The sequence below is a fragment of the Ruegeria sp. E8 genome, assembly GCF_056533985.1.
Genome location: NZ_JBQFOY010000015.1, coordinates 52,338 through 73,097, shown reverse-complemented (window position 1 = coordinate 73,097; position 20,760 = coordinate 52,338). Strand labels below are relative to the sequence as shown.

Annotated in this window: 16 protein-coding genes and 2 pseudogenes; 7 read left to right on the top strand and 11 right to left on the bottom strand. The window is 55.8% G+C overall.

The features are described 5' to 3' along the window. Positions 1–140: 140 nt before the first annotated feature. Entirely contained in the window at positions 141–1,061 is a 921-nt protein-coding gene (locus tag ACR0LF_RS17490; protein WP_480582570.1) for a LysR family transcriptional regulator, read from the top strand. Between the two features lie 146 nt (positions 1,062–1,207). On the opposite strand, the gene ACR0LF_RS17485 is transcribed toward ACR0LF_RS17490, so the two are convergent. Next, positions 1,208–3,670, bottom strand: a complete 2,463-nt coding sequence (locus ACR0LF_RS17485) for a CoA transferase (RefSeq protein WP_480582568.1) — start codon at positions 3,668–3,670, stop codon at positions 1,208–1,210. 207 nt (positions 3,671–3,877) lie between these two features. Here ACR0LF_RS17485 and ACR0LF_RS17480 point away from each other — a divergent pair. Beyond that, a pseudogene (locus ACR0LF_RS17480) lies at positions 3,878–3,982 on the top strand (LysR family transcriptional regulator); the annotation flags it as partial. A gap of 27 nt (positions 3,983–4,009) precedes the next feature. Beyond that, entirely contained in the window at positions 4,010–4,693 is a 684-nt protein-coding gene (locus ACR0LF_RS17475) for a LysR substrate-binding domain-containing protein (RefSeq protein WP_480582628.1), read from the top strand. A gap of 658 nt (positions 4,694–5,351) precedes the next feature. Here ACR0LF_RS17475 and ACR0LF_RS17470 read toward each other — a convergent pair. After that, on the bottom strand, positions 5,352–5,915 hold the full coding sequence (locus ACR0LF_RS17470) for a hypothetical protein (RefSeq protein WP_480856441.1): 564 nt from the start codon (positions 5,913–5,915) through the stop codon (positions 5,352–5,354). A 124-nt stretch (positions 5,916–6,039) separates the two neighbouring features. Between ACR0LF_RS17470 and ACR0LF_RS17465 the strand changes: the two genes are divergently transcribed. Next, positions 6,040–7,701, top strand: coding sequence for a dipeptide ABC transporter ATP-binding protein (locus ACR0LF_RS17465; RefSeq protein ID WP_480582564.1), 1,662 nt, complete (start codon positions 6,040–6,042; stop codon positions 7,699–7,701). On the opposite strand, the gene fdhD is transcribed toward ACR0LF_RS17465, so the two are convergent. The 8 genes from fdhD to cyoA form a co-directional block, all read right to left on the bottom strand. Then, complete coding sequence (fdhD, locus tag ACR0LF_RS17460; RefSeq protein ID WP_480582563.1) at positions 7,698–8,540, bottom strand: formate dehydrogenase accessory sulfurtransferase FdhD; 843 nt, start codon at positions 8,538–8,540, stop codon at positions 7,698–7,700. The two genes, ACR0LF_RS17465 and fdhD, sit on opposite strands and share 4 nt — an antisense overlap. Beyond that, positions 8,537–8,830 (bottom strand): hypothetical protein, encoded by a 294-nt coding sequence (locus ACR0LF_RS17455; RefSeq protein WP_480582561.1) that lies wholly within the window; start codon positions 8,828–8,830, stop codon positions 8,537–8,539. The genes fdhD and ACR0LF_RS17455 overlap by 4 nt, the downstream gene beginning before the upstream one ends. Before the next feature lie 2 nt (positions 8,831–8,832). Continuing rightward, entirely contained in the window at positions 8,833–11,127 is a 2,295-nt protein-coding gene (locus tag ACR0LF_RS17450) for an FdhF/YdeP family oxidoreductase (protein ID WP_480582559.1), read from the bottom strand. Positions 11,128–11,349: 222 nt separating this feature from the next. Next, on the bottom strand, positions 11,350–12,060 hold the full coding sequence (locus tag ACR0LF_RS17445; protein ID WP_480582557.1) for an SURF1 family protein: 711 nt from the start codon (positions 12,058–12,060) through the stop codon (positions 11,350–11,352). Continuing rightward, positions 12,057–12,413 (bottom strand): cytochrome o ubiquinol oxidase subunit IV, encoded by a 357-nt coding sequence (gene cyoD, locus ACR0LF_RS17440; RefSeq protein WP_480582555.1) that lies wholly within the window; start codon positions 12,411–12,413, stop codon positions 12,057–12,059. Before cyoD ends, ACR0LF_RS17445 begins: the two co-directional genes overlap by 4 nt. After that, complete coding sequence (cyoC, locus tag ACR0LF_RS17435) at positions 12,410–13,051, bottom strand: cytochrome o ubiquinol oxidase subunit III (RefSeq protein ID WP_480582553.1); 642 nt, start codon at positions 13,049–13,051, stop codon at positions 12,410–12,412. The genes cyoD and cyoC overlap by 4 nt, the downstream gene beginning before the upstream one ends. Beyond that, complete coding sequence (gene cyoB / locus ACR0LF_RS17430; RefSeq protein WP_480582551.1) at positions 13,051–15,084, bottom strand: cytochrome o ubiquinol oxidase subunit I; 2,034 nt, start codon at positions 15,082–15,084, stop codon at positions 13,051–13,053. The genes cyoC and cyoB overlap by 1 nt, the downstream gene beginning before the upstream one ends. A 32-nt stretch (positions 15,085–15,116) precedes the next feature. After that, positions 15,117–16,178 carry a ubiquinol oxidase subunit II gene (gene cyoA / locus ACR0LF_RS17425; protein ID WP_480582549.1) on the bottom strand — a complete coding sequence of 354 codons (1,062 nt, stop codon included), beginning with the start codon at positions 16,176–16,178 and terminating at the stop codon, positions 15,117–15,119. A gap of 189 nt (positions 16,179–16,367) precedes the next feature. Between cyoA and ACR0LF_RS17420 the strand changes: the two genes are divergently transcribed. Beyond that, positions 16,368–17,639, top strand: a complete 1,272-nt coding sequence (locus ACR0LF_RS17420) for an MFS transporter (protein ID WP_480582547.1) — start codon at positions 16,368–16,370, stop codon at positions 17,637–17,639. A gap of 41 nt (positions 17,640–17,680) precedes the next feature. Here the strand turns inward: ACR0LF_RS17420 and ACR0LF_RS17415 are convergent. Beyond that, a pseudogene (locus ACR0LF_RS17415) lies at positions 17,681–18,212 on the bottom strand (IS6 family transposase); the annotation flags it as partial. A gap of 256 nt (positions 18,213–18,468) precedes the next feature. Here ACR0LF_RS17415 and ACR0LF_RS17410 point away from each other — a divergent pair. Both ACR0LF_RS17410 and ACR0LF_RS17405 read left to right on the top strand, forming a co-directional pair. Next, positions 18,469–19,776: an aspartate aminotransferase family protein gene (locus ACR0LF_RS17410; RefSeq protein WP_480582545.1), complete on the top strand. Its 1,308-nt coding sequence runs from the start codon at positions 18,469–18,471 to the stop codon at positions 19,774–19,776. Then, on the top strand, positions 19,773–20,735 hold the full coding sequence (locus ACR0LF_RS17405) for a phosphotransferase (protein ID WP_480582543.1): 963 nt from the start codon (positions 19,773–19,775) through the stop codon (positions 20,733–20,735). Before ACR0LF_RS17410 ends, ACR0LF_RS17405 begins: the two co-directional genes overlap by 4 nt. The last annotated feature ends 25 nt before the right edge of the window (positions 20,736–20,760 follow it).

Here is a 20,760-nt window from a genome sequence, read left to right as displayed (position 1 = left end):
GCGTCGCCTCATGGCCAACACACGCATCCACTGCAAAGAATATCAGCTTAGGGTCCTTTGGCGATTGTGCGGTAAAGGTCGACTTTGACATCCGGATCGGCGGTCAGCGCCTTGGCGACCGCGTCTATTTGATATGACCCATGAACAGATTCGATCATTTTGCACTCGATGGCCGATTGCCCGCCATGTTTGTAACGGTGTATCAGCTTGGCTCGGTCACTGCTGCAGCGCGGTCGCTTGGTATGTCCCAATCGTCGCTCAGTAATGGTTTGAACCGGTTGCGCGCCGTCACCGGGGATGAGTTGTTCGTTCCGCTGGGCCGTGGCATCACGCCCACTGCGAGAGCGGATGAGCTGATTGACGAGGCGCGGTGGATTCTCGATGCCATGGAGCGGTTCGTGCAGGCGGAAAGCTATGACCCCGCCTCAGACGAAGCCGCCTTTTCCATCGCTGCCAGCGATTACGAAATCGAGCTGGTTATCAATCCGCTGGCACGGCAACTGAGAGAGCAGGCACCCGGGCTTCAGCTTGTCGTTATGCGCGCCTATAGTCAGGACGAATGGGCCAGCCTGCTGCGCCGGAATGAGACGGATCTGGTTCTGTCCGTGGAACTAAAATCCGAAGAAACCGACCTCATTCAGCAGCGCATCATCACCCATGACCGGGATATCTGCTACTTCAACGCGGCCCATCGGGGGCCGCCCGATACGCTGGACCGCTATTGTGCGGCCCATCACATCATCATGTCGCCGCACCGTTTCCGAAAGACTGAAGTGGACAGGACGCTGGCCGAGCTTGGGCGCGACCGGCATATCGCAATGAGCTTGCCCAGCTTCTCGATGGTCGCCTCGCTGCTGCGCGGCACGGATTGCGTCGCACTCATGCCGTCCAACCTGCAGAACACCACCTTCAGGGGTTTCGCGTCTTGTCCAGTACCGTTCGAACAGCCTGCAGAATCGATTGCCCAAACCTGGCACATCAGATCCAGTGCCTCGCCGCGACACCGATGGATTCGCGCGCAGAAACAATCCATTTGTGCGACCCGGACACGCAAAGCTTGACCCATTGCAAACCCACAATGTCACAACTAGGCCAGCGGGGGCCTCTACACCTTCAAAGCCTTTGAGTTTTCGTCAGAAATTTGGACCCTCCTTTTAGTGACGAAAACAAGAGGTGGACCCAACCGAATCCGCCCTTTCAGATCTGGCTATTCGGGCAGGTATTTCTCCGACCAGCTTGTTCCGGCGGCACCGTTTGCGATCATTTGATCGATTTTTGCGTCGGCATATCCCAGCCGCGCCAGGATAGATCTGGTGTGGTCGCCGTATTTTGGCATTGGTCCGGGAATGGTGATTTTACCACTGGAAGGACGAACAGCGTTCGGCGCAACAAGATCACACCATCGGCCCATCGGATGTTGATCGTGGCGGATAACGCGGAACGTTGCCTTCTGAAGGTCGACATCGCCCTTACTTTCAAGCTGCAGTGCCTTGTCGCGCGTCTCATGCAGCGACGCCAGTGGAACCACTGTGCTTTGACCTTTTGCGAATGCATCTTGCCAAAAGGACAGAGGTTTCGTCTTGAAGCGCTCCACCAATAGCGCGTGCAGGTCGTCCAGCGGTGCATCCTCCAGATCGGCCAGTTCGGAAACCCTAGCAAGTGCCGCTTGCCGCTCGGTCGGCGCAGCAAAGAACATCCATTGATCCGCAGCTTCGTAGCAATGGTAGAACGGACCCCAACCCAAGGCCTCACGGCCTGCGGGTTCGTCAAAGGGCGCACGACCGTTATAGTCATACATGAACTGTGCCTGAATAAGGTTACCTGCCGCCGCCAGAGACGCCCGGGCAATGCCACCTTTCCCTGTTTCACGCAGCCGCCACAGCGCGCTACCCAATGCCACGCAGGCGCAGAAACCGGTCAAGACATCTATGGTTCCGAAATGAGCATGTTCTTCGGGCGTGTTCATGCCGCCGCCAAAGCGCACCATGACACCGGTCGCCGCCTGTGCCAGATCATCGTAACCTAGGTGGTCGGACTTCGGCCCACGTATCGGCCCCCCAAACGCGTCAAGTTGAACCAGAATGAGGCGCGGGTTGATCGCTTTGAGGCGTTCAGGAGTAAGTCCCAGCTTGTCGCGCTGTTGATCCGTGCCGTTCATCGTGATCACGTCAGACTCGGCGATGAGCTTGGCCAGAACCTCCTGCCCATCGTCGCTGCGCAGGTTCAGCAGAATGCTTTCCTTGCCCCTTTGGGCGTGGATGCCGAATACGACCGTGTTCCAGGGATCAACCGATGGCTCAACCGGCTGCACCAGCGTCACATCAGCCCCGTATCGCGTCAGAGTTGACCCAATGGTCGGTCCTGCAATGACATTGGTCAGGTCCAGAACTTTCAGCCCGTCCAACCAGCCGCCGCTGCCTGTGACGCCGTTGGCCCGTGGAGCCTCGGCCAGCAACGCGTCCAATTCCGCAGCCGTTGGGCCAATTTTGTCCGCCGCCGCTTTGTCCTCGGACAACCAGGCCACGTTGCCCATCTGGCGCATCTCACCGTGCCGGGCATCCTCGACCCGAAGAACCAGCCCCGAGGCCAATGCATGTGGGTCCGCCAACCATTCCTTGCTGAAACGCTGTGCCGTCGCAGGTGCCTTTGCAGTTCCGAAAATCTCTTCCCACTCATGCGCCGGGCGGCTCAGGAACGCCTGTTTCATGGCCGTGGATACGCGCTCTCGGTCCGATGCCCCAACCGGGTAGTTCCGCATCGACCATTCTGCGGGCCAATCCTTGGTGTCGAGATAGGCCGAAAAATCAGGCAATTCATCCGCCAGTTCGTTCAACCCCAACGCTTCCAGCACGCGGCGCGGGTGGGTCGCAACCGACCCGGAGACCACATAGAACCCGCGCCCATCCGAGCAGGTATAGGTTCGATAAAACGGGTCCAGGAATTCTGACAGTTCGTCGAACTCAAGGTTCATTGGCAAGCCTTCAGCGGCTCGCCGGTCCAGCTCGACCTCGCGCGGGGATTTGTAGCGTTCAGGATAATCCTCGATCTGTTCGCAATTGTAGATCAAACCCTCCAGCAGAGCTGAAGCCAGAGGGACTTCGATATGGTCGCCACCGTTCCTGTCCCGAGCATTCAAAGCAAACAGAACTGCCATGGCCCCGAAGCTTGCACCGTAAGCCGAAGCCAGGGTCAGCGGCGTGAATGAAGGATTTATTCCCATGAGGCGCCGGTTGAGCCCCATATCGGTGAACTGTCCGGTATAAGCGGCGATCACAGCCTCCCAAGCGGGCAAGCCAGCCAATCCGTCATCGGTCGAGGCGAAACCTGGCATCGACAAATATACCAACTGATCGTTCACAGCGTGCAATGCGTCCGGACCCAATCCTAGTCGATCCATCACGCCGGGCCGGAAGTTTTCCAAAACCACGTCTGCGCGCTTGGCCAATTCCATTGCAGCGTCGCGCCCTTCAGCACTTTTCAGGTCCAGCGTCAGGGTTTTCTTCCCGCGCGAAATCATACGGAACGCAGGATCGTCGAAGGCGGGGCCATTAGGTGGATCGATCCGGATTACCTCTGCCCCCATATCGGCCAGCATCATGCCGACCAATGGGGCCGCGAGATATTGACCGAAATCAAGCACACGAACGGAAGACAAAGGGCGGTCAGACATTCGGACCTCTCATAAAGGTTTATCATGGGCGGATGTTTGTTGAGTGAACCTACCCACCACAATTGCTAAAATCCACTGGCGAAAACCTGATACAGTCTATAAATTTTTGTTATGGAAAGAGTGATACGCCCCATATCCGGTTCGCTGAATGCCCTGCTTGTTCTTGAGGTCGTGGTGCGCCACTCCAACCTGTAACGCGCGGCCGAAGAGCTGGGGCTAAGCCAGCCAGCTGTCTCAAGGCACGTATCGACTCTTGAATACCGGTTGGGAATGCCCCTGTTCGAGCGAAACAACAACCAGATTACCCCGACCGCCAGCGCTGAGCGGTTGGCCGATGCAGTGTCTCTTGGATTCGGGCATCTCGATCAGGTTTGGAATGAGATCTCATCGCCACCCGAAAGGACGGAGGTAACGCTGGCCTGCACCTATGGCTTCGCCGACCAATGGTTGATGCCGCGGTTCTCTGATCTCAGAAAACGTTTGGAAGGCGCACAGGTTCGCGTGGTGACAACCGACCAGCTTGGGGATATTGACCTCAGCCGCTTGGACGCGGCGGTGGTTTGGGACATCTCACGCTTGCCAGAGAGACCATTTTTTCCACTCGTAAAATCTGAAGTCTTTCCGATCTGCAGCCCGGATTTCCTGGCATCGCATCCCGAGGCTTCATGTTCGATAGAAACTGTGCCGCCCGAGTTGTTTTTGCATTTTGATGTCAGAGATTCCGGCTTCATGACATGGGCAAAGTGGTTTGCGTTGGCCAAGCGTGATGCACCCACATTTCGACACACTTCGAATTTCGATGCCTACCCTTTTCTCTTGCAGGCCGTAGAAGCCGGGGATGGTATCGGCTTGGGGTGGCATGGGCTTGTAGACCAGGCTCTCGCGACGGGGCGAATATTACGCCTTGGTCCAAGCCTGTCAGACCGGAAAGTGACTTACTTTTTACAGCACCGCCCTATCCGCAACAAAGACAGTTTGCTCGCGAAGATGCTGAATTGGTTCAGAGAGATCGCTGAAGTTTAGTGTTGCAAATGTCTGGTTAGGAGGAAAGCCCGGAGGTCATTGGGTACAAAATGGTCCTGAAGGAGCACACACCCCCGCTGGCCTTGATGTGCCATTGAGGGATTGCACACAACCTGACCGGAGGCATCTATTGAAGAGATTGGCGGATTGGCCTGGATTTGGCTAAGAACGTGTTCCAGGTGCACAGAACGGATCAGACGGGTCGCGCTGTTCTTTGGAAAAGGAAAGTCTACCGGGTGCCGGCTGCCAACGCGTAGAGCGCGTACCGCTGCGAAGCGGCGGGAACGAAGGAGGACGATGGGCGGTATGGCATCAGGATCGTGTGACCGGATCGGGAAATCTAGCTTGCGGCAGAGTGCTTCGAGCACGGGGTTTTGAAATGGACCGGATCCGCTTACGCCATACCGACCAGCGGCATGGGCAAAGGCCGCACAACAGGCCGAACACATGTCAGTGCTCGGACCAAGGCCGAAGACCGAACAAGTTTAGGACGTCTACATAGTTCTAAAAGGTTTTTGTGGGCCACATTGGTGGGGTGCTTGAGCTGATTGCCCCTGTTTTCCCGCTGCTCGCGTATGTCGATTCACCTTAGATTGCTGAAAGAAATGCTGTCAAAACAGCAGCATCAAACCGGGACAGGCCCAGTTCCATTAAGTCACTAGTTGAAACGCGGCTGTTGAACATCTCCGGTGATGATCGCAATCCGTTCGAGAGAAGACAGCAGTTTCGAAGTATCGCCACCCTCGCAAAGCAACATGCAATTCGTTTCAGCCATTCCACGGTTAGAGCCGCGAATGTCTTTCAGGGCTGAAATAAAGTAGCGTTCCTCATCGGTTATTTGCTGTACACAACCTTCACAGCGAGGGTTGGAATAAGTGAACAGTCGGATGCGACTACGGCGCATATCGTTGAGTGCAATCAGGATGGCGTTTGCGATTGTGGCTCCAAATGGAACCGGGAACACCTGCTCTGCACGACGGAACGCCTCGACCCAAGCCTCACTCGCTGGATCAGCAAATGCCAGGAAAAAATGACGGGCGATCTCAAGCACGTGCAACTCGAATTCATCGAAATCACAATCTGCAAGGCGATTATGTGCACTTCGATCCGAGATGTGATCTTTGGTCGAGCCGCGTGGTGGCTGCGATACTGGGCCCATGCCCCATTCCTTCCTGACAAAATCAATGCTGCCTGGCGATGAGAGCACGAAACGGCTGGGCACGCTTTCCTGACTTTTTCTATCGGGTTTGTCAAGGGGCACTTGTCACAGGGCCAATTTGCTGTTTGGGTGATTACAGGCAGCCAGGTTTCCCCAGCTGAGACAGTGAACCAACAGGGAAACCATCATGACCGAAGCCGCCAAAGAAGCCATTCTGGATATCAGAAACCTTTCGATCAAGTTGCCTAAGGGCGCGGATCGAAAACATGCGGTTGAAGACGTCTCACTAACGCTTCGCCGCGGCGAGATCACCTGCATCGTTGGCGAAAGCGGGTCGGGAAAGTCGGTCATGACCAGTGCAATTATGAACGATGTGCCGCCACGGCTGGCGGTCGCTTCGGGCGAGGTTCTGTTTAATGGAAACAATGTGTTGCAGTTCTCGCAAGCCGAATTGAACGAAATGCGCGGTGCCCGGATATCGATGATCTATCAGGAACCGATGGCGGCCCTGAACCCGGCAATCAAAATCGGCAAACAAGTCGATGAGGTGTTCAAGTTGCACCGCCCCGAAATCTCAAAAGATGATCGGCGCGCTGAAACGCTGAAACTGCTGGAGCAGATGAAACTACCAACCCCTGAACGAATTTACGACAGCTATCCGCACCAGGTATCAGGTGGTCAATGTCAGCGGATCGTGATTGCGATAGCCCTGGCCTGCAAACCGGACGTCTTGATCGCGGATGAACCGGCAACGGCGTTGGATGTCACGACCCAGAAAGAGATTCTGGCGCTTATCAATGACCTGAAGGAAGTCTACGACAACGCTACCGTCTTTATCACGCATGATTTTGGAGTCGTCGCCGATGTTGCCGACCGGGTTGCTGTGATGTGCTGGGGTAAGATCATCGAACAGGGCACAACCGAAGAGATTCTGATGCACCCCAAAGAGGACTACACCAAGCTGTTGGTCGATGCGATGCCGTTGCTGGAAACGACACGAACTCCAGATCCAGCACGCAACGACGCCCCGATCGTTGAGGTCAAATCGATGCACAAGGTGTATGGAGCGGGGCCAAAACAGGTTCATGCGCTCAAGGATGCCAGTTTCTCGCTGCGCAGAGGTGAAACTCTCGGCGTTGTGGGTGAAAGCGGTTCAGGAAAGTCAACGCTGGCCAAGGCGTTGATCCGATTGACCGAGCCCACCCAAGGCACCGTTTTGATCAATGAACACGACTTTCTGGCTCTGCAACACAAGCCATTGCAACAGGCACGGCGTGAGATTCAGATGATTTTTCAAGACCCTTACGGCTCTTTGAACCCAACGCAAACGGTGGGCAATATCATCACCCGTGGGCCAACGCTGCAAGGCATGAGCGGCCGTGAAGCTAAACAGAAAGCCATGGAACTTCTTGAACTGGTAGGATTGAAACCTGAGGCCTACTACCGGACGCCCCGAAATTTCTCGGGCGGGCAACGCCAGCGCATCGGCATCGCGCGTGCTTTGTCGATGAACCCGGATGTAGTAATCGCTGATGAATCCGTCTCGGCGCTGGACCTGTCAATCCAGAAACAAGTCCTACGATTGATGAACGACCTGCAGAAACGATATCAGATGGCGATCATTTTCATCACCCACGACTTGCGTGTTGCAGCCCAGATCTCTGACTACATCACCGTGATGGAAAAAGGGGTGATGGTTGAATTCGGCCCCGCAGACGAGGTCTTCAGCTCACCAAAACACGACTATACCCGCAAGCTGCTGGATGCAGCTCCGGGACGGGACTGGCATCCACCGCGCCTCAGTGTGGAGGAAGCTGATCGAATTGCTCAGAGCATCGAGCGGGTTTAATCTGATCTGTCAGGTGATCGGATACGATAGGCGTGGGTAAACACATCGCATTCGGATCGTTTGGCGTTGGCAACAAGCGTCAGACCGGCCTGGTCCGCCAATCCGACCGCATAAGCCGAAGGTGAGGACACCGCGATCAGCATCGGACACCCCATCGCTGCGGTTTTCTGCACCAGCTCGACCGACACGCGTGAGGTCATCACAATCGCACTGGAAGCCGGATCGCCACCGCTTCGGATCAATGCCCCCAAAAGCTTGTCCAATGCATTGTGACGCCCAACGTCTTCGCGAACCATCAGGATACCTTGTCCAGGCCGCAGAAGACCGGCTGCGTGGACCATTCTGGTACGGTCGTGAAGCACTTGATGATCACGCAGAAGATCTGTCGCCACAGCTACTTCTGCGGCCTCTGCCCGAAACGCCCGGTCGCTGATGCGGGCAACGGGTCTTATGGCTTGCTCCAGACTGTCAACCCCGCACAAACCGCATCCAACCGGGCCCATCATCGACCGCCGCCGAGCGCTGACTTTCTGTCGCGCTGAAGCTTTCAGCCAGAGTCGTGCTTCGATCCCGGTTTCATGCGCCACTTGTTCGAAAGCCTCGATTTCCTCAGGGTCTGAGATAAACCCTTCGGTCATTGCAAATCCGTAAGCAAAATCCTGTATATCTGTGGGCGATGCCATCATGACCGCCGCTGTCGCCCCGTCAAAAACCAGCGCAACTGGTGTTTCCTGCGCCAGCACTAGCTGTTTGGTGGTCTCCAAAGGGATGCCCACTGCCGAAACGGTTTCGCATGCAGCATAACGGACCTTAGGGCTATCTCGAAACGGAGCGGTCATTGCGCAGACGCCCGGTCCAATGCTTGCAAACCTCGTTCGTTCAACGCGAAAAAGAGCTTCTGCGAGCGCTCCCCCCGTTCTTCCAGATCGATCAGACGATGCTCGTCTGCCAGAACTACACATTCCCGCAGCACCAAGGCATGCGCCACGCCCAACCGCACCGAAAAACTGCGGCTGTCCTTCGACACGCCAAGATACGCGGCTGCCAAAACACCGGCACCCAGCGGGCTGAGGCTCTCTTCATTCTGCGCAAGCAGTTCCGAGACGGTTTGCATCATCGCCACCTGCATACTCAGCCCTCCACCCGACGAAACCGGACTGCCACTGATTTGGAGGCCGGGGTGAAACTTTTTTCTCCAAAAGTTTGATGGGGCACCAGCACGTTCAGTTCCGGATAGTATCCAGCCACACACCCGCGCGGAATGTCATAGGGGACAAGGCGGAATCCTTCGGCAACGCGGTCGATCCCATCATCGTGACATCCGACAACGTCTGTCCTTTCACCCGCCTCAAACCCCAGCAGAGCAATATCTTTGGGATGCATGAATACCACCTTCCGCTCGCCATAGACACCGCGATAGCGATCATCCATGCCGTACACTGTGGTGTTGTACTGATCGTGCGAGCGGAAAGTCTGCAGCACAAAAACCTGATCGTCGCTCTGCACCCGTTGCCACTCGGTCTGGTCCGGCAATTCGGCGTCCGAGAAATTGGCGCGGCTGGTCGGTGTTTTCCATTCCCGTTCAGCAGCGCTGTTATAGAGGTGGAAACCACGCGGTTTGCGCACCGCATCGTTGTAGTTGTCAAACCCGGGCAAGACCCGCTGAATCAAGTCTCGAATACGGTCATTGTCATCTGACAGATCATCCCAATCCACCACACTATTTCCGACCGTCGCCTTTGCGATACCGGCTACAATCCGAACCTCTGATCGCAACTCCTTTGAAGCGGGCAGGTTGATCCCTCCTGAACCGTGCACCATCGACATGGAATCCTCGACTGTCACAATCTGGCGAACTCCAGCCGAGTTTCGGTCAATCTCAGTCCGTCCAAGACAGGGCAGAATGAATGAGAGTTTGCCGGGCAACAAATGCCCGTGGTTCAGCTTTGTTGCGATATTGACAGTCAAATCCAAGTCACACAGAGCCTGTGCAATCAGGCGGCTGTCGGGTGTGGCGCGCGCAAAATTTCCACCCAGTGCGATGAACGCTTTGGCCTGTCCGTTCAGCATGGCACCAATCGCGTGCAGAACATTATGGCCGGGATCGCGCGGCATCGGTACGCCTAGTTCCCGCTCCATTGCGTCCAGCAGTGATGCAGGGGCTTTTTCATTTATCCCTACGGTCCGATCCCCCTGCACGTTGGAATGACCGCGCACCGGACACAGACCCGCCCCGGGCCGTCCAATATTACCGCGCATCAACATGACGTTGGTGATTTCCCGGATCATTGGAACTGAATGTTTATGTTGCGTGACCCCCATGGCCCACGTGGTGATCACCTTGTCCGAAGCCATGTAGATCGCTGCAGCTTCTTCGATTTCTGCACGTGTCAAACCGGATTGCTCTTCGATCTTTTTCCAGGACGTTCGCTCGACAACAGCGCGATAAGCGTCAAACCCGTGAGCGTGTTCCGCAAGGAATCTATGGTCCAGAACCGAGGCCCGGCCTGTTGCCAGCGCCGCATCATCTGCCGCAAACAAGACCTTGGCGATGCCACGGAAAATAGCCATGTCGCCACCCAGACGCGGGCGATAGTAATCGGTCGAGGTCGCCTCTGACCCATTGCGGATCATCTCTAGCTTGTTTTGCGGATCAGCAAAGCGGTGCAGGCCCTTTTCCTTGAGCGTGTTGAATACCACAACACGCGCGCCGCGCTGCGTGGCCTTTCGCAGATCGGCCAGCATACGCGGGTGGTTTGTACCAGGGTTCTGGCCCACTACGAAAATCGCGTCCGCCTTTTCGAAATCCTCCAGCAGCACGGTCCCCTTGCCGATTCCGATGGATTCTATAAGCGCGACGCCACTGGCCTCGTGGCACATATTCGAGCAATCAGGGAAGTTATTGGTGCCATACAGGCGTACAAACATTTGATAGAGAAACGCCGCCTCGTTACTGGCCCGGCCCGAAGTATAGAACTCTGCCCGGTTCGGATCGTCCAGAGCGTTTAGCGCAGCACCGATTTCAGCAAAGGCTGTATCCCAATCGACCTCTTCGTATCTGTCCGTATCCGGGTTATAGCGCACCGGATGGGTCAATCGGCCTTGATGCTCCAGATCATAATCCGCCCAGTCTCGCAGTTCCGTTACGGTATGTTGTGAAAAGAATTCAGGCGTGACGCGGGCTTTGGTCGCTTCCCATGCAACGGCCTTGACGCCGTTTTCGCAGAACTCGAACGAAGATCCATGTTCCGGATCACCCCAAGCGCAACCAGGACAATCGAAGCCATCCGGTTGGTTCGCTTTCAGCATGGTTCTCGCGCCCGACAGAGGCTTACCGCTGCCCATCAATTGCCGACCAACACTTTTGAGTGCACCCCACCCGCCAGCGGCTTTCGAGCTTTTGTCGATGCAGTTTCTTTTTGCCATGTCGCACTCTGCCTGCCGCGCGAACACAAGTGGTCCGCAACGTACTAATAAATATATATTTTCCGATATTGCTGCGTGCCTCAAACCGGTTCTATCCGGAATGATCAGCAAGTGGCTGTCTCACGCTTAGATGCGGTGGAATGACGTTTGTGTCAATCACATGAGGCTGTTTTTGATAACTAATTTGTATTGTATTTCTGATTTCACAATAAGCTACTTAAATCACTGCCTCTGTTTTGATCCAGTTCTGACCACGTAGATCAAAGCAGCCGCCAACAATACAGCCATCGCATACCAAGTCAGCGCATAAGAAAGATGCGAGTTGCTGAACCTGATCACAGTCAGCCCTCCGCGCGGCCAGACACTCGGTTCATCCAAAAGTTCGGAATCCAGGAAAAAAGGCAAGGTTTTGCCGAGTTTGCGCGCCGTCGACATGGCCTGCGTGTCGCGTGACACCCAGCGTTCGATTTCAGGCCTGTTGTCCTCCATCAAGGTACCGCCGGGGGCATCGGGCCTCAGTAACCCTGTAACCATTGTCTGTGGTGCCGCCCATCGGTCAGGGTCCTTGCGGTCGGGAGGAACAAATCCCCGGTTCACCCAAAGGATACCGGCCTCAATCTGCATTGGTGCCATCACCCAATAACCGGACCCGATTTCTGTGACGGCTTTGACCAGTACCGGTTCAACATCGAGAAACTCGCCGTCCACCGAGACCCTCAGATATGCGTGCCGATTTGGGTCAAAGTGCGAGGGCAGGTCAAACGGACCACCAAACGCCCTTTCCTCAACGGCCGTGATCAAATCCTGTTTCCACGCCAAACGTCGCATCTGCCAGTTGCCCAACAACACAAATACGACAATCAACGCTGCTGACAGCACCAACAGTACCGCCGTGACCCAAAAGGGTCGACGCGCTACCGTTTGCTTATTCATGGCAGGTTACGGACCCGCTCGATCTGCTCATGTGCGGGCATCATGTTTTCATCGAGATTGAACATGACCCAGATCGATCCGGCCATCACGATCACCAGTAGTAACACCGTCAAACCCAGTGACATGGCCTGCCAACCGGCCTCGACCTTCAGTGAGACATGCAGGAAATAGTGAATATGCACCATCATCTGCGCAGCGCCCAGCGTGAAGATGATCGCAATCGCCCAGCCCGTGCTATCCATGACATCGCCCATTACGATCCAGAACGGGATCAATGTCAGGACCACCGACAACAGAAAACCGATCATGTAGGATTTGAAGGTACCGTGACCAGCTTGCGCATGATCGCTCATAGCAGAACCCCAGTTAAATAAACCAATGAGAAAACACCGATCCAGATCAGATCGAGGAAGTGCCAGAACAGTGACAGACACATTACCCGGCGTTTGTTTTCATGGGTGAGCCCGTGTTGACCCAACTGGATCAGCAGAACGATCAACCAGACGCTGCCTCCTAAGACGTGCATTCCGTGGGTGCCCACGAGGAAGAAGAACGACGAAAGGAAAGCGCTTGCGCCGGGTCCTGCCCCGATATGGATAAGATGGCTGAATTCCTTGAACTCAAGGAACAGGAATGCTGCGCCAAACAACCCGGTGACAATCAGCCAAAGCACCGTGCCTTTCTGGTCATCCATGTCCATACGCAATACGGCAAACCCATAGGTTATCGATGAAAACAGCAGCATGAAGGTCGCCACCAGGATCATCTCGATCTCGAACAGGTCCACCGGTGCAGGGCCGGCAGCATAGTTCTGACCCAGCACCGCGTAGGTCGCGAAGAGGATGCCGAAGATCAGGCAATCGCTCATCAGATAGATCCAGAAGCCCAACATGGTTCCGGTTTCGTGATGATGTTCTGCGTGATCATCCCCGTGATAAGGGTCTTCAATCACAAAGAACTCTTTTGGTGTACCGCTTGATGTATCCGTCATTACGCTGAAGTCCCCGCCAGCAGTTGTGTCCGCTGGTTTTCAATTTCGCTCACTTCCTCCGCGGGGACATAATAATCGCGGTTATAGTTGAACGTGTGTCCGATGCCGTAAAGCAGCGTCATTGCAAAGCTGAGCGCGGCCAGCCACCAGACATGCCAGACCAGGGCAAAGCCCATCACCGTCAGGAACCCGGCCATCACGATGCCAGTCGCTGTATAACGTGGCATATGGATCGGCACGAACCCCTCTGTCGGGCGCACAAATCCTTCACGCTTCATCTGGGTGAAGGCATCCAACTCATAGACGCGAGGGGTAAATGCAAAGTTGTAGTAAGGCGGAGGTGATGAAGTAGACCATTCCAGCGTGCGCCCATTCCATGGGTCGCCTGTGGTGTCTCGCAGTGCGTCGCGTCGCAGGATCGAGACGATGATCTGCACGATAAAGGCCGCGATCCCTGCTGCCACGAACAGGGCACCGACAAGCGCGATGATGAAGTAGACCGAATAGAACGTATCCTCGAACTGGCTGATACGACGGGTTACGCCCATCAGGCCCAGCACATAGAGCGGCATGAAGGCGAGGTAAAAGCCGATGAGCCAGCACCAGAAGCTGACCTTGCCCCAGAACGGCTCCAGCTGGAAGCCGAACGCCTTGGGCCACCAGTAGATGATACCCGCAAAGATCCCGAACACTACGCCACCGATGATCACATTGTGGAAATGCGCGATCAGGAACAGCGAGTTGTGCAGTACGTAGTCCGCCGGAGGAACGGCCAGCAACACGCCGGTCATACCGCCGATCACGAAGGTCAGCATGAAACCCATGACCCACAGCATCGGGGTCTCGAACCGGATGCGTCCCTTATACATGGTGAACAGCCAGTTGAAGATCTTGGCACCGGTCGGGATCGAGATGATCATCGTGGTGATACCGAAGAAAGCGTTCACGTTGGCCCCTGCCCCCATGGTGAAGAAATGGTGCAGCCAGACGATATAGCTGAGCACCATGATCACGCAGGTCGCGTAAACCATCGAGGTATAGCCGAACAGCCTCTTGCCGGTGAAGGTCGGCACGATTTCCGAGAAGATACCAAAGATCGGCAGGATCAGAATGTAGACCTCGGGGTGGCCCCAGATCCAGATCAGGTTCACATACATCATCGGATTGCCGCCCAGATCGTTGGTGAAGAAATGGGTGCCCAGATAGCGATCCGCCGTCAGCAGCGCCAACGTGGCCGCCAGAACCGGGAAGGTCACGACGATCAGGATGTTGGTGCACAGGGTCGTCCAGACAAACACCGGCATTTTCATCAGAGTCATGCCTGGCACCCGCATTTTGACGATCGTCACCACAAGGTTGATGCCGGACAGGGTGGTGCCGATCCCGGCGATGTTGAGCGACCAGAGGTAATAGTCCATCCCGACACTGGGGCTGTAGTCCAGCCCCGAAAACGGCGCATAAGCCAGCCATCCAGCCGTTGAGAACTCGCCTACGAACAGCGAGATCATGATCAGAACGGCGCCAGAAACCGTCAGCCAAAAGCTCAGGTTATTGAGGAACGGAAAGGCCACATCGCGCGCGCCGATCTGCAGCGGCATAACATAGTTCATGAAACCGATCACGAAAGGCATCGCTACGAAGAAGATCATGATTACGCCGTGCGCAGTGAAGATTTGATCATAGTGATGGGCATTCAGATACCCCTCACCACCGCTGGCCGCCATGGCCTGATGCAGGCGCATAAGCAGCGCATCGGCAAAGCCACGAAGCAGCATGATCAGACCCAGAACCATATACATGATTCCGATCTTCTTGTGATCGATGCTGGTGAACCATTCCTTCCATAGATACCCCCAGAGCCGGAAGTAAGTCAGCGCGCCAACGACGGCGATGCCACCCAAAGCGACTGCTATGAAGGTGTAGAAAATGACGGGTTCATAAAAGGGGAAAACCCCCCATGACAGCTTGCCAAAGATCGGATCGACGCCGGTGGAGTAGGATGTTCCGTGATCAGCAGCGTGAGATAGAGACATCGCGTAGTCTTTCTGTTTTTATTCGTTGCGGCTCAATTCGCGGAAGCTGGGGGCACCAGCGTCATCGCGGTGATGATATCATCCTCGCGGATGCGCATCTCGGGGCGGATCATAGCCATCAGGGCACCCGGATCATCTGCCGAACAGATGCCGCGGAACATCTCTCGGTTCCACAGCCCTTCCAGTCCGCCGCCGCCAAGTGCATCGACCATCATCATGTCATTGAGGCAAAGCGCGTCGTCATCGATGCAAAGATTGACAACCTTGTCCCACAAGCCGGCTTCGACGGAGTCAAAATAGGTGACTGGATGAGCGACGCTGGGTTGGTTCAATTGAGCAATGGTAGCGCGGTCCAACGCACTCCCGTGCTCGCGCACCTGCGCGACCCAGCTTTCAAAATCCGCCTCGGTTTTACCGAAGAACTTGAACCGCATTTGCGAGAAGCCCTCGCCGCTGTAATTGGCGGAAAATCCATCGTAAACCCCAGGCACGTTGATCACTGCATTCAGTTCGGTTTGCATCCCCGACATTGCATAAATCTGCCCGGCCAAAGCAGGAACAAAGAACGAATTCATCACCGTGGTCGAGGTGATTTCAAACCTGATCGGGCGGTCGACGATGGCGGCGACCTCGTTCACCGTAGCGATCCCCTGTTCGGGGTATATGAACAACCATTTCCAATCCATGGCCGAGACCTGGATGACCATCGGTTCTATGTTCGGGTCAATCTCTTGTGATTCAGAGACGCGATGAAGCGGCTCAAACGGATCCAACCGATGGGTCGCGACATAGGTCAATCCGGCCAGACATATGATAATAGCCAACGGCACAGACCAGATTATGATCTCAAGACTGGTGGAGTGATCCCAATCAGGCTCGTACGTCGCCTTCTTGTTCGATTCGCGATACTTCCAGGCGAAGAACACAGTTAGCGCCATGACAGGTATGATGATGATGAGCATCAGAACCGTCGAATAGAGAATAAGATCGGCTTGCTGAGCTGCGACATCGCCGGATGGATTCAGAACCACCATATCGCACGCGGATAGGACAAAAAGCGACAGCAAGGCTGTAGCGGATATTAAACGCTTCATCGTTTTGCGTCTCGTAGCTCGGTTTTTCTGAGTGATGAATTGGTAAGCTGGCGAGACATTTTTTCATACCTCCGCGTGCGGGGCCCTTGTGCAGGTTTTTCTTCCGTGCTGCAATGCGACAAAAGATGATCCAAAAAAATACCTTTGGCGTGACGCTCCGGAAACAATGGGTCGAAACAGGAGTATAACATGTCCAGCGTTGATACCCCAGAACGGTACAAAGCAACGATTGATGAAGTGATCACCACGGTCGTTATGGCCCGAGTGACTGATTTCTTTGGCTTTTTTGTCTACGCGATTGCATCGGCATTGGTGTTTCCGCAACTGTTTTTCCCCATGCTCGATCCGCTGAACGGCACACTGGCGTCTTTTGCAATCTTCTCGCTGGCATTTTTGGCGCGGCCCGTTGCCAGCCTTGCTGGTCGGACATTGCAGTACAAGATCGGCCGTGTTGGCAAAGTGTCTCTGGCACTTTTGCTGTTGGGCACGTCTACCGTGGCCATCGGTTTGCTGCCGGGATATGAAAAGATCGGGTGGCTGGCACCCGTCTTTCTTGCAGTACTGCGAATCCTTCAGGGGCTTGGTCTGGGTGGCGCCTGGGATGGGCTGACGTTGCAGCTTCAGAACGCAGCCCCCGAGAATCGTAATGGCCTTTATGCGATGGTGCCCCAATTGGGCGGTCCCATCGGTTTTGTAGTCGCCGCATCGATCTTTTTCGTCCTGAACGGTTTCCTGACTCAAGAAGAGTTCCTGCAATGGGGCTGGCGATTTGCCTTTTTTGCCGTCATGGCGGTAAATGTGGTCTCATTATACGCCCGCGTTCGATTGCTGAATGCTGATCTGGGCGTCGATCCCGAAGTGATCACTTCGGCCCCTCTGCCTGAACTGGTCCGTAATGAAGGCAGAACCATATTCCTGTCGGCCTGCCTGCCGCTGGCCAGCTACGCGCTGTTCCACATGGTTACTGTCTTTCCTCTTGCTTTCGCTGCGATCTACGAGCGATTTGAAATCACTGAGGTCCTCGCAATCCAATTGTTCGGTGGCGCGCTGGCCATTCTGACAGTTATTGCATCCGGTTTGTTGGCGGATCGCTTTGACCGCCGCAGGGTAATTGCCGTCAGCACTCTGATGATAGTTGTCCTAAGCCTTATGATCGGCACTTTGGCGCATTTCCCCTATGTCTTCATTCTGTTCGGGTTCATGATCCTCGGGCTGGCTTATGGGCAAGCGGGTGCCGTGGTTCCTAAACGCTTTCCCAAGAAATACCGATATTCCGGATCGGCAATGGCAACCAACCTGTCATGGATCATCGGAGCTGCGTTCGCGCCGCTGGTGGGCGTCGGCCTTACGGCGCTGTTCGGTCTGTGGGCAGCCGGCCTGTATCTTTTGTCCGGCGCAGTCGTGACCTTTGCCGCGTTAAACCTGCTCAGCCGGAGCGGTGAGATGAATCACACAGATTAGAAAGTTCGGCCAGCTCGAGTCTTTGCGCCTGCTTTGGGAGGTTTGAAGCGCCCCATCAGTTTCTCACGCTTTCGAGTGGGCCCGTGAGATCCTTCGTTCCGGTTGTTTACCCCTTTATGTGCCCGGTGATCCGCACCCGGCGCAAGCTCGCGGATCGGTTTGAAACAACTTCGCAGCTTTTCCGTGATCGCGACACGGGGCTGACCGAGCTGCGAATTCAGCCGCTTCGGAAAACGCAGAGCCGCCTTGGCGTTCCGCCGTGGTTGGATGAGGATAACAAGGACATCCCCGTTCGCATCCACCGCCCGCCGGAGCCTGCATTTCCATCCGTTGATCGGGATGACCACTTCGTCCAAATGCCACTTGTCGACCGCCTTTGGTCGGTCTCGCCTAATGCAATTGGCGAAATGGCGGCCAAAGCGGTTAACCCATTGCCGGACGGTTTCCCGGCTGACTGGCACTCCGCGCTCAGCGAGCAGGTCTTCAACATCGGCTGCACCGAAGACAATGCGATGGTCGGCCCAGACAGCATAAGTGATAGATGATCTCGCGCGGAAACCGAACACCCTTCAGGCGCGGTGTTTTGGGCGGTGCCTTCGTGCGCTAGGCACAACCAGTTCACAACGCGTATTCAAGTTGGCGATGCCAGGTCAGATCCTTACCTGCACTAAGAATGCGTGAACCCGCGACACAGGATTGACCTGTGGCGGTTTAAATTGCATCCGCTGCCTCGGGATGCTTTCTCGTTTCTCGACGGTGCCCGATATACTCTACCTGTCCAGGCGTCACTGAGCACCCATACAGGCATCTGATTGAACAGGAGCGCAAAATGTCCGACTTACCCGCGAAAACGCAAGTTTTGCTGGACCGCCGGGCCCGGCTACTGGGTCCCAACGTGTCGACCTTCTATGAGGAGCCGGTGCATTTCGTCAAAGCCGAGGATGTCTGGCTGTGGGATGCGGACGGGCGGCGTTACCTGGATTGCTACAACAACGTCGCGCATGTGGGGCATTGCAACCCGCGCGTCGTTCAGGCGATCGCTGAACAGGCCGCGACGCTGAATACGCATACGCGCTACCTGCACGAAGGCATCCTGGACTATGTCGAGCGGCTGACCGGTACTTTTGACGATGCCCTGTCGACGGCCATCCTGACCTGCACCGGGTCAGAGGCCAACGATATCGCGTTGCGCATGGCCACCGCCGTAACCGGAAAGACCGGCGTGATAGCAACCGATTACACCTATCACGGCAACACCACCGCAGTATCACAGCTATCACGGTCGAATGTACCGGGAACGGGTGTCGGTGATCATGTCAAATTCGTACCCGCCCCCGACAGCTATCGCCCGCAGGGCGGGGAGGGAGGGATGGCCCATGCCCGCGCTTTTGCCGCCAGTGTTTCAGAACAGATTGTCAGGCTGGAGGAATCCGGACACGGCTTTTCCGCTTTGATCCTGTGTCCGTTTTTTGTGAACGAAGGGTTCCCCGCTCTGGAACCGGGCTGGCTGCAACCCACAGTGGACGTGGTGCGCAGGGCTGGCGGCCTTGTCATCGCGGATGAGGTGCAGCCTGGCTTTGGCCGCATCGGCACGCATATGTGGGGACACCAGCGGCAGGGGTTCACGCCCGATGTTGTCACGTTGGGCAAACCCATGGCCAACGGGCATCCCGTAGGCGGTGTGGTAACAAAGGCCGATATCATGAGCCAGTTCCGCAATTCCTTCCGCTACTTCAATACGTTTGGCGGCAATCCAGTCTCGTGCGCGGCCGCCATGGCGGTACTGGATGAGCTTGAAGACCACCAGTTGATGCAACAGGCCAATGAAGTAGGTGCGCTGGCGCAACAAAGGCTGCGCGAACTGGCGGATCATCATGACTGCATAGGCGACACGCGCGGGTCGGGTATGATCTTTGGAGCCGAACTGGTTCTGGACAAAGCTTCGAAAGAGCCCGCAAGTGGTTTTGCGGATCAGGTCGTGAACGAAATGCGTCAACGCGGCATCATCCTGTCAAAGCTGGGCCGCCACAAGAACACGCTCAAGATTCGCCCCCCAATGACATTCACGGCCAAAAACGTAGACTTCCTGTTTGAAGTTCTGGACGATGTTCTGAGCAAAACACCGGTTTGCCCATGACGCCTGTTGTTTCGGAAGCACTTGCGCTTTGGGATATGGAGGGCGCGGACTGCGCCCTGGTTGCCCGGCGGGAAAACGAAGTCTGGCAGGTGCGGACCAGCACAGAAACATTTGCGTTGCGCCTGCATCGCGTTGGATACCGGAGCAAAGCCGAATTGCGGTCCGAGTTGGACTGGATGGCGGCGCTGGCTCGTGCCAGGCTGGGAGTTCCTGCTCCTGTCGCGTCCAGAACCGGCGCGTTTATCGAACTGGTACACGGCGTCCAGGTGGACGTTCTTGGCTGGCTTGACGGGAAACCGGTGGGCGCAACTGGTCAGCCTCTGGCTCACACAAACCGTTTGGGTCTGTTTCATTCCATCGGGCAAGAGGCCGCGCTACTGCACCTCGCGTCAGATGACTGGACCCTTCCGAAGGGGTTCACGCGTCACGCGTGGGATCGCGACGGGCTGGTCGGGGACGACCCGATTTGGGGGCCGTTCTGGGATAACCCGACGCTGACGGAAACGGATCGTCAGGATCTGCTGCGGTTTCGGGATCTGGCCCGGTTGGAATTTGATCGGCCAGATGCTTGTACCGACTATGGCCTAATCCATGCGGATATGGTGCGCGAAAACTTGATGGTGGATGGCGACCGGGTACAGATCATCGATTTTGACGACGGTGGATTTGGATACCGGATGTTCGAGATCGCGACGATCCTGCTCAAGAACCTGCCCGAACGAGATTTTCCCGCGCTGCGTGCAGCGGTGCTGGACGGGTATCGGACGGTGCGCCCTCTGGATGAAACTGCGCTGGACTTCTTTCTGGCGCTTCGCGCGGCTACTTATGTGGGCTGGGTTGTTCCCCGGCTGGATGAGGACGGTGCGGCGACGCGAAATGCACGGTTCATCAAAACCTGCATGCCATTGGTTCGGGTGTGGCTGAATGAATGCCAAGGGACATCACAAGCAACGCCATAGCAGCAAGGGGCGTTGCCAGCCTGTT